13 protein-coding genes and 1 riboswitch are annotated in these 13,075 nt (G+C 35.8%); all 13 genes read left to right on the plus strand.

Annotated features, from left to right (window positions below):
• Positions 1–65: 65 nt before the first annotated feature.
• The 13 genes from AB1K89_RS00340 to AB1K89_RS00400 all read left to right on the plus strand — a co-directional run bounded on the left by AB1K89_RS00340 (position 66) and on the right by AB1K89_RS00400 (position 13,068).
• Positions 66–455, plus strand: a complete 390-nt coding sequence (locus tag AB1K89_RS00340) for a topoisomerase (protein ID WP_413053417.1) — start codon at positions 66–68, stop codon at positions 453–455.
• Between the two features lie 168 nt (positions 456–623).
• Positions 624–824 carry a hypothetical protein gene (locus AB1K89_RS00345; protein WP_413052847.1) on the plus strand — a complete coding sequence of 67 codons (201 nt, stop codon included), beginning with the start codon at positions 624–626 and terminating at the stop codon, positions 822–824.
• Between the two features lie 1,253 nt (positions 825–2,077).
• Positions 2,078–2,169: riboswitch (cyclic di-GMP riboswitch) on the plus strand.
• 218 nt (positions 2,170–2,387) lie between these two features.
• On the plus strand, positions 2,388–2,957 hold the full coding sequence (gene folE, locus AB1K89_RS00350) for a GTP cyclohydrolase I FolE (RefSeq protein ID WP_413052848.1): 570 nt from the start codon (positions 2,388–2,390) through the stop codon (positions 2,955–2,957).
• A gap of 14 nt (positions 2,958–2,971) precedes the next feature.
• A complete protein-coding gene (locus AB1K89_RS00355) occupies positions 2,972–3,790 on the plus strand; it encodes a 6-carboxytetrahydropterin synthase (RefSeq protein WP_413052849.1) in 819 nt (272 codons plus the stop codon).
• Between the two features lie 5 nt (positions 3,791–3,795).
• Positions 3,796–4,494, plus strand: coding sequence for an SDR family oxidoreductase (locus AB1K89_RS00360; RefSeq protein WP_413052850.1), 699 nt, complete (start codon positions 3,796–3,798; stop codon positions 4,492–4,494).
• Positions 4,495–4,506: 12 nt separating this feature from the next.
• The gene (locus tag AB1K89_RS00365) at positions 4,507–5,478 is read left to right on the plus strand and encodes an ATP-binding protein (RefSeq protein WP_413052851.1); all 972 of its coding nucleotides are present in this window, start codon (positions 4,507–4,509) and stop codon (positions 5,476–5,478) included.
• Positions 5,465–6,532: an alpha/beta hydrolase family protein gene (locus AB1K89_RS00370; protein WP_413052852.1), complete on the plus strand. Its 1,068-nt coding sequence runs from the start codon at positions 5,465–5,467 to the stop codon at positions 6,530–6,532. Before AB1K89_RS00365 ends, AB1K89_RS00370 begins: the two co-directional genes overlap by 14 nt.
• Positions 6,529–6,759: an acyl carrier protein gene (locus AB1K89_RS00375; protein WP_413052853.1), complete on the plus strand. Its 231-nt coding sequence runs from the start codon at positions 6,529–6,531 to the stop codon at positions 6,757–6,759. Before AB1K89_RS00370 ends, AB1K89_RS00375 begins: the two co-directional genes overlap by 4 nt.
• 3 nt (positions 6,760–6,762) lie before the next feature.
• Complete coding sequence (locus tag AB1K89_RS00380; RefSeq protein ID WP_413052854.1) at positions 6,763–8,235, plus strand: class I adenylate-forming enzyme family protein; 1,473 nt, start codon at positions 6,763–6,765, stop codon at positions 8,233–8,235.
• 31 nt (positions 8,236–8,266) lie between these two features.
• Positions 8,267–9,826, plus strand: a complete 1,560-nt coding sequence (locus AB1K89_RS00385) for a HAMP domain-containing protein (RefSeq protein WP_413052855.1) — start codon at positions 8,267–8,269, stop codon at positions 9,824–9,826.
• Between the two features lie 15 nt (positions 9,827–9,841).
• On the plus strand, positions 9,842–10,159 hold the full coding sequence (locus AB1K89_RS00390) for an STAS domain-containing protein (RefSeq protein ID WP_413052856.1): 318 nt from the start codon (positions 9,842–9,844) through the stop codon (positions 10,157–10,159).
• Entirely contained in the window at positions 10,159–11,004 is an 846-nt protein-coding gene (locus AB1K89_RS00395) for a PP2C family protein-serine/threonine phosphatase (RefSeq protein WP_413052857.1), read from the plus strand. The genes AB1K89_RS00390 and AB1K89_RS00395 overlap by 1 nt, the downstream gene beginning before the upstream one ends.
• A gap of 12 nt (positions 11,005–11,016) precedes the next feature.
• A complete protein-coding gene (locus AB1K89_RS00400) occupies positions 11,017–13,068 on the plus strand; it encodes a flagellar assembly protein A (protein WP_413052858.1) in 2,052 nt (683 codons plus the stop codon).
• Positions 13,069–13,075: the final 7 nt, after the last annotated feature.

The following is a 13,075-nucleotide window of genomic DNA, read 5'->3' on the forward strand; positions in this document are numbered from 1 at the left end:
CCAATATATAACGTTAAACTTATTGTGGTATGTGAATTTATTTTTGAAAGGGGAATTTAGAAGTGATGAAAAAAGCTATAATTGGAATTGTATTGTGTTCAATCTTGTTAATTGGATGTAATACAACCGAGGTATTAGAAAGCGAGCAGGAATTAGTATTTTCTCAAGGAAACGTGGAGAATGATGGAATATCAAATTTAATATCAGAATTAAAAAATGAAATAATAGTATCTATTACAGAGCAAACGGAGCTTGAAAGTGATTCACTAACAATAATGATAGATGGTGGTACTGATGAATTAACAGTTTCAGTAGGTTCCCCGAAGGATGCAAAAATTGATGATACGTTGATTCAACAAATAGTTGAAGATTCTATTAAGAATGTTTCTGAAACAAATACAGTAACAACTAGCGAAAAAAAAATAAAGGTGAAAATAAAGATAGAGAAATACTAACAGTGAATTTCTTAAAGGATACAAACAGTCTTATAAATGAAGTGGTTTTATAAGTGTGTGAAGAAATGTACTTAAACTAACGGGTGCTTAGTTGAAGAAATTTTTTGCTACTCTAAATCCACTATTATAAAATAGAAGGAATATAAAAGCTGTGATGGGGTGTGTACATTGGCTGAGATAATTCCTTTCAAGACAAAGCAGCAGTTGGAAACAGAGAAGGCGAGAAAAGCTATCTGTGATTGGGAAGATTATTTAAAATGGGAAGAGGCTAACTGGCATAATGTAATAAATAATGATGAAAACAAGGTCGATTTATCAAAGGAAGAGGTCGACTGGCTAAATGACTGGTTGCAGAAGAACGATGAGTAGTTGATGAGATTTTGGATATTAATTACGCAGAGAAATTCTGAAGGATTTATTTAAACGCAACACAAATACAACACAAGATACTTATAAAGGCTGTAACAGCAACGTATTTTGGCATATATACACGTCTGTCTGTTAGATGAAAAGTTAACTCAATAAGAAGTGAAAATAATGACCGTAAACGTTGATAGCACAGCGTTTACGGTCATTATTTGTTTTTCATAGAATATGTTCAGGAATGAAAGGAAGTGAAATCATTTCACAAAAATTTTACACATTCGAAGTACTAGCCATGTCCTCATATAGCTGTACTGTCCTGTTAACAGATTCCGTATCAAGCTCCTTAACAACATGAGCATAGTGTTTGAGTGTGGTTTGTCTCTTAAAGTGTACAATTTCGTTCGGGAAGTCCCAAATAAACGAGTGAACGTTCAAAAGTGATACTACATTTTAACGAACGATTTTCTAATATGAATTTCATTTAAATTGTTCAGTTCGTAAAAGTGTACAATTACGAAATTACCTTAAGTCTAATAATTTTATCTTTTGCAAACTCCTATTCTTTTAAACGGTGATTCAATGCTTGTTTTGTTTTTTTAAATAGACCAGCATTGTCTCATTTGGTCCAGCCAATTACATTAGAATGGAGGGGATTTGCATGAACGTTTTTCTAAAGGACTATCAATAAATGAATAGTGTGATACAATAGAACCACCTTCTGACTATATTATGATGATTTCGGATCAGGAAAAAGGTTGGTTGGTTAGCAGGATGTCATGAGTGTAAAGTTGTTATTCTTCAGGGGAAAGTATATCTTTCTCCAAAAATAAAACCACTAAAAAACTGTATTGAATATAACAAGGGGCTTCGTAGCATAAGGCTCAACGCTATAGATATGTTGAAAAAGGAAAGTAATGGTACGCTAAATAAAAAAGAAAAACTAGTATTGGGAAAATGGAAAAAAGACGAGGTATTAAATTTGGTCCCCAACTAAACCTAAATTCGATAATGAAATAAAAATGGGAAGTTCTGATTTGAAAAGACGGCTGAATAAATAAAGGTGCTGTCGGGTGACTGAACCTCTCACTAGGTCACGATGTATGCGGTGAAATATAGATAGTTAGTTAATGAATTTACTTCCTTGTTATGAACTGCACTATGTAATTGGGTGGTTGTGTTTTACGTTGACAGAGGACTTACTTTTAATGTGCTATTAACATATTTAAAATCATGACGATAGATATAGTTAGAAACACCTTCGATAATGGCAAACTTATTGAAAGATAAGGACGCAAAGCCACGGGTCTAAGGCTATGGAAAGAATAGCTATGACAGCCGGGTTACCGAAAAGGATTGGATAAAATAGGATTTGCAAGCTGAGTAGTTCTTTTTAAATAGATCTATTTACTGCTATTTCTTAGCCCACCAACCTTTTGGTGGGCTTTTTTTTGGTGCTGCGTCTGCGGTATTCGATTTGTACACGTTAGGGTACGTATGGCTTTATAAGGGGACAACCTTGAGGAAGGTTTCACTAATCTATACTCATTTAAAAAGGAGATTTATATTATGACAGTTGAAATAAAGAAGGGGTTACTTGAGGAACATATCCGTTCTGTTTTGGAGTTAATTGGTGAAGACCCAAATCGTGAAGGATTAATGGATACGCCGAAACGAGTTGCCAAAATGTTTGGAGAAGTCTTTGCGGGGGTTGGAATTGATCCGGAAACGGCGTTAACAACAACGTTTGAAGAGTACTATGAAGGAATGGTTGTTGTGAAGGATATTACATATTACACATTTTGTGAACATCATCTGATTCCGTTCTTTGGAAAGGCGCATATTGGCTACATTCCGAATGGACGAGTTGTTGGGTTAAGTAAATTTGCCAGACTTGTTGAATTGGTGTCGAAACGACCACAGGTACAAGAGAGAATGACCCAACAAATTGCTGATGCCATTATGAATGTATTAAGCCCTGAAGGCGTGATTGTTAGCGTCGAGGGACAGCATCTTTGTATGTGTGCAAGAGGAATAAAGAAGCCGGGTAGCTCTACTGTAACTACAATAAAAAAGGGCGTCTTTAAAGAAAATACTGCGTTAGCGGAAGAATTTGAAAGGTCTCTGCTACGAAATTAGGAGGTATGTTACCAATGCTTTATTTATCACGTAAGATGTATTTCTCGGCCGCTCATTATTATCGAGTTGATGAGTGGAGTGAAAAGGAGAATCAAAGGCTGTTTGGGCCATGCAGTAACCCACATGGACATGGACATGATTACATCCTTGAAGTGATGGTCAAAGGAAAGTTAAACAATGATTCTGGGATTGTTGTGAATATTACGGATATCGATAAAGTTGTAAAATCCTTTGTCCAAAAAGAATTAGATGGAAAGTTTTTAAATAAAGAAATTCATTATTTCGAAACTCATATGCCGACAACAGAGAATATCATTTCATATATATGGAATTCGTTGGATGGAAAGATTGATAATTGTCAAATTCATAAAATTCGTTTGCGAGAAAATGATTTCTTATATGCTGAAAAGGAGGAATCGACTTTGGTTCGATTAACACGAAAATATCATTTTTGTACTGCACATCGTTTGCATAGCGATCAACTAAGTAATGAAGAAAACCGTGAAATCTTTGGGAAATGCAATAACCTCTATGGTCACGGTCATAACTACTATCTAGAGGTAACAGTTAGTGGGAAGCCTGATCCGATAACTGGTATGGTTTCGAATCTTGCTGATATTGACCAGATAGTTGAACAAGAAATTATGAAAAAGTTCGATCATAAGAATCTGAATTTAGATACCGAAGAGTTTAAAGAATTAAATCCAACCTCAGAAAATATGACAATCGTTATTTGGAATCTTCTCTCTCCGAAACTCAGGAATCTATTCAAAATTGGATTATTTGAAACGGAAAAGAATTATTTCGAATATTACGGTCCGGAAATGGAATAAGCAGGATGACTAGTAAATCCTTATTTGGAAAAACAATTGCAATTACAGGTTCTAGTAAAGGGATTGGGAAGGAAACAGCAACTTTGCTTCAGGGGTTAGGAGCAAACCTGGTATTAGGAAGTCGTAGCAATTCCAAATCGCTGAATGGAAATGCATTGGAACTTCCACTTGATGTCACGAACGAGGAATCAGTTAAAAACTTTTTTTTACAAGCAATTAATCAGTTCGGCAAAGTGGATGTATTAATTAATAGTGCTGGGGTTGGAGTATTTGAAAGTATCGTAGATTCGTCAACTGAGGACTTTGATAATATGCTTTCTATCAATTTACGCGGGACATATCTTACGTGCAAACATTTTGGTAGACATATGGCTGAACTAAAGAAAGGCCATATTTTAAATTTAGTTTCAATTGCTGGAACAACCGCATTACCTGGCTGCGGAGGGTACTCAGCTTCGAAATTTGGTGTAGTAGGATTAACGAAAGTGCTACAGACTGAGCTACGTGGGAAAGGTGTCCAGGTTACATCTGTCATTCCAGGTTCCGTAAGTAGTAGTTTTTGGGACGATATCGAAACAGATCTCGACACCACAAAGATGATTCCGACAAATACTGTTGCAAAGCATTTAGTTTATTTAATTACTCAACCGCCAGGGGCATTTATTGATGAAATTACCATCATGCCACCTCAAGGTATTTTATAGGGAGGGGCTACCGTGAGACGGCTATTTGGTAAAGTTTTTAAGGATTTTTCAAAAGTAAATGACCAACCTGTCATGTCTCTCCCCTCTGAGTTGGAATTCACAGACATAAATAGTATGACGAAAAGGGGATTTCTAGCGAAGAAGTTGTCTAAATACGTTGGGTTAGGGACTGATAGGACTCAAGGAGATTATTTGTTTTACTTATCGTTTTCCAAAAAAACATTTCATAACCCAGATAATGAAAATGAACTTGTTCTCTTTTTAAGTGAGCTTATGTTGAAGTGGAGTGAACAAAATGAAGACATTCCACTTCAAATTAATCAATTAGACGTAGAGAATGAGACTCAAAATGCTATGCTGAAAGCTTTTGAAATCTATAAAAAAGACTTATTTCGTGTCCCTGATCCATCAGACAAAAAACATGAAATGTCGAAATTATCGCGGCATCCTGATGAGGGTAAGTGGGAAGTTTATCGTGATGTAATTTTAGCGGCTACGCAAGGTAAGTTTACGCTATTAAGAAAAGATGAAATAAACGGATATATAGCAGGAGACGTTTTTTGTGAAGGGACGATAAAAAACCGTTCAGATATCCCTAAATGTAGAAATCGCGCTAAAGAAAGTCTTGAATCGAAAGATCTTGCCAAAACGCAAATCATGAGTTGGTTACTTGTTCTATCAGAAGCCATTACGAACACGATCAAACATGCTGAAGAAGGAAAGATGACTCTGATTGAAAATGTTGAGAATAATGAAATTCGATTTGTGATTGAAGACAAGGGGCCAGGCTTTTTGTTAAGTGATTTGCCGCAGATGACTTTATTGGCTGGATACTCAACGAAGAAATCAATGGGACAAGGGTTTACTCTAATGATGAAGATGGCAAAGCATGTCGCACTGCATACCTCTCAAACAGGCTCAACCATTATCTTGACTTTTGACTCGAGCAAAGAGAAGGAGAAGAAATTTGATGCAACAGGTTAATAAGCAAAAACAATTAATGACGACAATTGATAAAACACTATTAACAGCTAATTTATTTGATGGCTTTTGGGATCGATGGATCGTGCATGGAGTTGAAATCGATGACTTAGCAAAAATACGTTCATCGATTTTAACAAAGGAACAATGGATCAATAGCTGGCAAAATCTTGCCATTCAAAAACATACGGAAGCAAAAGTATTAGAAGCAATGAATCAAAATGTGGACGCAGAATTAAAATATCGAACTGCAGGCCTGTACTACCATTTGATACAATGGCTAATTCCGGAAGATAGTGATGAAAAGTTAGATTGGTTAAATAAAAGTGTGATGAATTTTCATAAAGCTGATCAACTTTCTGAAATTAAGACAAGCTATGATCTTTTTGAAATAGAAGGTTCGCTTTATTTCGGAAGAGTGAGAATCCCGACAAATCCAAAAGGATTAGTTATCATTATTAACCCATTGGATTCAACAAAAGAAGAATTGTTTTCATATGAAATGGACTTTGTAAACAAAGGTTTGATTACGGTAAGTTTTGATGGACCTGGTCAAGGCCAAACGTTTACTTATATGGGAGTGCAAGGTACGAGATGTCTTTGGGAACGATTTGTCGATAAATTGATAGACTATGCAACAGAAAAATTCCCGCACTACCCAATTAATTTATTTGGAACTAGTTCAGGTGCAGCATGGTCTATATACGGTAGCTGTAACCCAAAAGTAAATAAAGTAACAGCTGTATCACCTGGATTTTTAACGGAAGATATTAAGTTGCCAGATTACTTTATTGAAAGGACTCAATTTATATTAGAAGAAGAAAATATTCTTCCAGCATATGATCGACTAACCTACCAAAGTCCTGTTTTATTAGTACATGGCAAGATAGATGTCATGGTTTCTGATAAAGACATTTATGACTTGTATAAATATTTACCTGAGGGGAAACGATTTTTGGAGTTTGAGGATGAAGGTCACTGCTGTAATTATAAACTTCCAGAAATCCGTCAAATTGCAACTGATTGGTTTCTAGAAAACAAGGAGGAAACGAAGTGAGTTTTGAAGAATACTGTCAGCTTATTTCAGAGCTTTCAAATGTACCAGTCACGAAAATTGAAAGACAATCTTCGTTTCGTGATGATCTAGACTTAGACTCTTTACAAATGGTGAATTTAATCGTAGAAATATCGTCTAGATTTGGATTGGATATGCCTAAAATCCAAAGCAATGAGGATCTTAAAACTGTTGAAAATATGTATAAAATATTTACGGGGGAGTGTTAATCTATGGGAACTATTTATAATTGGATTTTCAATCAAGATTTAGTCTTAAATAAAACGATAATTTCAACACAGCATGAAGATTACACATACAATGACATTCAGAATGAAATTGAAAAGTACACGAAATTATTACAACCACTTGGAGAGTTGAAAAACAAAAAAGTTGCACTAATAGTACCTTCTGTACCAAGTTTTATTTCTCTGGTGCTAACGGTAAATAAGTTAGGTGGTATTTTTATTCCGGTAAGTCCACTTCTTAGAAAAGATGATTTAGTTAAAGTATTGGACTTTTCGGATCCACATATTATCTTTACAACTAAGAATCATAATGGTTTTTCTTTAGAAGAAAGTGTTCATTCTTGGGCGGAAAGCTCCAAACTGGAAACAATCATCTTCGATTCGGAAGATCATAAGGTCTGGGAGCAAGTACACTATAAAGGTGAAAAGCGACCGTTAGAGCTAGAAGAAATGCAAATGCTAGCTTGTACGTCTGGAAGTACAGGTACACCAAAAGGGATTGTTGCTGATTTAGAATACGTTAAAGCAGCAAGTAATAGCTTCGTTGTGATGGGTGAATTAAACAAGTATGATGATGTGTTTCTAATGGCTCCAGCATCAGGAAACTTCGGAGTATGTTGGTTGTTATCAAGCTTACATGCTCAATATCACCTAATTACGACAGAATCTTTTAGTTTCCCAGACATTATTCAAATTTTGGAGAAGAAGCCATGTCAAAAACTAGTTTCCACGCCATCATTAGTACGCGCATTGTACTTATTTGCTACATCTTCTAGTAGTCCTGTATTTGAAAAACTCTCATTGATTTTCCTTGCAGGCGAAATGATATCAGAGGACTTTTTACATGCCCTTTCTAATGTTAAAGGTAAAATGAGAAGCTGTTACGGGATATCTGAATATGGTGGGATGATGTATACCGTAAATGATATTCGTGAGGGAATCAATTGGACAGTACTTCCAAATGTCGAATATAAATTGGACAAACAATCGCAAGAAAGTATTGGGGAGCTGGCGTTTAAAGGTGAAAACGAGTTTTTAGGATACTATAAACGTCCTGACCTCACCGAAGAAGTATATAAGGCAGGATGGTATAACTCAGGCGATCTAGCAAAAATAAACGAGGATGGAACTATTGAAATTATTGGTAGACAAAAAGATATGATTAAAAAAGGTGGACAACAAGTCATTCCTGGTGAAATTGAACAATTCTTCGGGAAACATCCTAGTGTTCAAAAAGCGGTCGTTGTGGGCATTCCGGATTCAGTCTACGGTGAGCGAATAGTGGCATTTGTCTCAAAAGAGACTGAAATAGACGTGAAAGAATTATATGAGTATTGTCACAACCAAATTGCCCGATATAAGGTACCTGATGAAATTCGCTTTATTGAAGAGATTCCCATTATCAATGGTAAGACCGATAAAGTAGCTTTGAAACAATTAGCAATGCAATCCAACTAATCTTAAAATTGAATTGGGGAATTATACCGGGATGATAAAACATACTACATTACGAAAACAGTTTTCAGTTAGAATGATATCGATTTTACTAGTTATTACATTAATTTCAGGGATTATACAAATCTTTGTTATGAATCGACAAATGGATTATGAAATTGAAAAACAGTCATTTATGATTTCTAAAAGTATAAGCCAGGGAATCAATGAAACAAATCTTGCTGCAACAAGTATTGAACATCAAATTGATTTGAAAATCACCGAACAGTCAAAGCGGATAGCAGAAATGTTGAATACAAAAAAAATTGATGATATTACAAATGAAAAATTGAATGTGATTAAAGAAGAATTGAGTCTATCTGATATATCTCTTTTTGTTAGAAAAGATAATAATTTTGTTGTTGTAAGAGCAACGGACCCCGAGGAAATCGGCTTTACTTTTGACCAGCCAGATATTATTCAATCAACTGAAGTTATGTTTAAAAACGAAGATCCTGCGGTGCCAGGATTATACACTGAAAAAGGGCTAGTTGTGTTACCGATCATGAGATCTGGAGTACATGAAAATAGCTATTATAAATATGCATACTATCATCCAGAAGGTGCTGACTTTTTGATAAATCCGTATATTACCTCGGATGAAGTATATAAATTTACCGAAGAAGTTGGCCCCAATTCCTGGATAGAAAAAATGAAGGAAGAAAATACTTATGTAAAAGAAATTGCTGTTATAGACCCACACGTTGTCCAAAATCCGGAATTAGCGGATCAATTTTTTCCTCCATTGAAAAAGATTGTCTATGGAGATTATCAATACGAGTCAGAGGATGACAAAGAAATTTTTATTAAAATGTTAGAGTCACCTAATAAACAATCATTTGTTCAAAAGGTAAATGGTGAAAAGGTTTTAAAACTCTTTTATCCTACGGAAACTAATCAAGTCATAATGCTTGTATTAGATTATAAAGAACTGACAGGACCAATTATCCGTCATTCTTTAATTTTATTAATAACTGGAATCGTTTCATTAATCTCATTACTTTTATTAATTGTTCGTTTCTTCAACAATATTTATGAAAACATCAAAAATATAACTAATCAAATTGAAGCTTTGGAAAAAGGGGATTTAACTGCTCACAGTACGATTAACGACGGAAGTGAGCTAGGAAGGTTGTCTGAGACTACGAATAGAATGGTGGACAGGTTGAACAAACTTGTGAAGGATACTCAGGAACAAGCAACGAAAACACAGGGACTTTCAGTTCTATTAGAAGCGGAAGCATCTCAATCTGTTGAAAAAATGTATGAGTTATCTACGGAAGCAACAATTAAATCAAGAGAACAATTATATGATATTTCCACCTTCTTAGATGAAGTAGTCGAGGTATTACTACCGTATAAAGAAGATGTACACGTACAGTCTGTTGTTGAGAGGATTGATCTTATGAGGAACATTGCGAATGAACGTACAGCTGCAACTACTGATATGACGATTACACTTTCAGATTTATTGAAGTCCTTGCATGGACAATCAAGTGAACTATCTGATATTTCAAATACATTGCTTGGACAAATGGGAAAATTCAAGTTGTAAAGTGAGGGCTATGATATGGAATTAACGATAAATAAAATAGTTGAAGGAAATAAAGTTACGCTGAACCTTAAAGGGATGTTAGATATTACAACAGCGAATGTCATTGACCCATTTCTTGACGAAGTGAATGATATTGATACATTAATTATTGATTTTTCCAACTTAGAGTTCATTGATTCAACCGGTATTGGGGCAATTATGAATGCGATTTTCTTATCAAATGAAAAGAATTTCAAACTAAAGCTTCAAGGAGAAGATGAATTAACGAAGGAAGTCTTAGAAACTGTCGGTCTATATGACATTTTGACTGCTATGCAAGGGGAGGTTGAATAATGTATATGGATAGTTTGACATATACTTTTTCAAATGCCCCGGAAGAGGAAAATAAAATGGATAAGACTTTACAGCGTGAAATCAATCTAGCGAAAAATATTCAAACATCCTTGCTTAATGGTAAAACTCCCCCTGTTGAGGGGGGAGAAGTTAAGGGGTCTTCGGTTCCTGCAAGATTAATTGGCGGAGATTACTTTGACTTCTACCCATTGGTAAATGGAAACCTTCGCATAGTTATAGGAGACGTCATGGGTAAAGGCATTCCAGCCGCGATGCTAATGATTTTAACGAGAGGTGCATTTCGAAGTGCTGCAGAGAGCACCCAAAGTCCGGGTGATACATTAACTGCGATGAATCAAGCATTGTTTGAAGATTTACGAACACTAAAATCGTTTGTGACTCTCTTCTGTGCGGATTGGAATCCGCAAACTTCTGTTTTAACGTATGCAAATGCCGGTCATAACCCACCGTTACTTATTAGAGGTTTAGGTAACACGGTTCAGGAGCTGCCTAAGGTGAAGGGGATAATGGTAGGAGGTCTTCCTAATCAAGTATATAATGAAAAAACGATTAAATTAGAGGAACAGGACACCGTCTTTTTTTATACGGATGGAATTGTTGAGGCACAAAATAAAGCTGGGGAGCAATATAAGTTAGAACGTCTTTCTCAAACATTATTAAAGAATAAGGATAGTGCTGTTGGGGAAATTGAAAAAAGTGTTATGGATTCTGTACTTCATTTCACAGAAGGAATGCCTCAGAAAGATGATATTACTATGGTTTTATTAAAAATCAGTGAAAAAAAGGCTGATATAACAAGTTTAAACTCTCCGGTGATATGGTAGGGGGATATACTTATGAACAGTATTGTTTCAAAGGGTAAGGATATCAATCAAGCAATTACGATTGGTTTAGACTTACTAGAGGCGAAAAAGAGTGAAGTATCAATTGAAATTATCCAAAATGAAACGAAAGGCTTTTTAGGGATTGGATCACAGGAAGCAATAGTAAAGATAACAAGGAATAATGGAACCAATAAACAAAAGGATATAGATCCGTTTGACTTGGTTGAGAAAATAGCTTCTGAATTACCCGGACAACAGAGTTATATTGAAGAATACAAAGAAGATAATTCTGAGGATACGCAATTAGAATCGCTTGAAGGAAAAGTCTGGGTGGAGGATGGACGTTTATATTGTAAATCTTCACCGATACGTTTTCCGATGGTGACAATACCGGATGGAGTTAAACTTTATAAAAATGGGCGGCAAGTATCAGAAAGAACAGCGGTTATTTCTGAGAAGGATTCGTACGAAATTAAGGTAGAAGATGTTGAGCAAGATACAAAGTGGTCAATATCGATGGACCAACAGCGACTAAAGGTTATGCTAGATGTAGAGCCTGGTTACAAGGTAAAAAGGAAAGTGATCGATCTTGACCCAGCTCATCATCTTGAACTAGTGGTTGAGGAAACGAGTGAGGTTGAAAATAATCTATCATATGCAACAGTTCTTCAAGAGTTAGAATCATTACGAGTAAAGCATGGCTTTAATCAGTCCGAAATTAGCAAGGCAATGGAAGTAATGCAACCGGCTACTTTTGAAATTGCGACAGGTATCAAACCAAAGCCTGGCAAGGATGGCTGGCTTGATATCAAGGTAGATGTGGATACATCTGAAGGGCTTAAGGAAAAAAAGGATGGCAGTGTAGATTTTAGAGAAATTAAAACCATTCCATCGGTTGAAAGAGGTCAGGTCTTAGCCGTTGTGCATCCTCCCATACCAGGCGAAATGGGTTATACCGTGACGAATGAACCGCTTCCAGCGAAACAAACCTTTCCTCTTATTATAAAAACCGGAAAAGGTGTTATGTCCGTCGATAATACAATTGTAGCAACTGAATCTGGTCGTCCTTTTATCGAAAAAAGAGGACAGCTCGTTAAAATATCAATTATGCAAAAACTGACCCATATTGGTAATGTTGATTTGACGTCAGGAAATATTCGATTTTTAGGCGATGTTGAAGTAGTTGGTGAAGTGAAAGGAACGATGAGTGTCGAGGCGGATGGGGATATAATTATTCACCAAACGGTTAACATGGCAACTTTGACAGCAGCAGGCGCTGTTATTACGTACGGAAATATTATTGGCTCAGAGATTTCGGCTGGGAAAAATAATATGTTAGTCGCTGAATTGGGGCACTTGCTCGGTATTATGAATCAACATGTTTCAAATCTAATCGGGGTTATTCAACAACTCTCCGTTTCACCAGCTTTTAAATCAAGTGATTTATCAAGAGCAGGGATTCAACCATTGATCCAGATTTTACTAGAGAAGAAATTTAAAGCCTTGCCACCAATTGCCAAAAAATATGTAGACATTGTAAGAATGAGTGAGGATTATTTACAAGAGGATGATTGGAGAGAGGTTGCTACATGGCTGCATAAACTTTTCTTATCATTAACGAATGAAATTGCATCCATTGATACTATTATGGGACTATCGCAAAAGATGATGCATTTGCATGAATTAAGTCAAACACCAATCGAACCTGATTCGTATATTACGATTTCGAATTCGCTTAATAGCAGTCTATATTGTAGTGGAAATATAATTATTATTGGTCAAGGCTGTATCAATACGAAGGTTCATGCCGGAGGTAGCCTGAAAATTATGGGTATCCTTCGTGGCGGTGAAGTGTATGGTCGATTAGGTGTGGAAATTAATGAAGTAGGTGCGGAAAGTGGTACTTCTACTTTAATTTCAGTGCCGGATGACCAACAAATTCACATTAAAAAGGTGATGGAAGGTAGTTCTATCAAAATCGGAAATAGCAAATATACCTTTACCAATACAAGATATAATGTTACAGCATACCTCAGTGAGGATGGACGAATAGTTATTCATTGATGTGAGA

It is taken from the genome of Sporosarcina pasadenensis (assembly GCF_047228845.1).
GTDB lineage: Bacteria > Bacillota > Bacilli > Bacillales_A > Planococcaceae > Sporosarcina.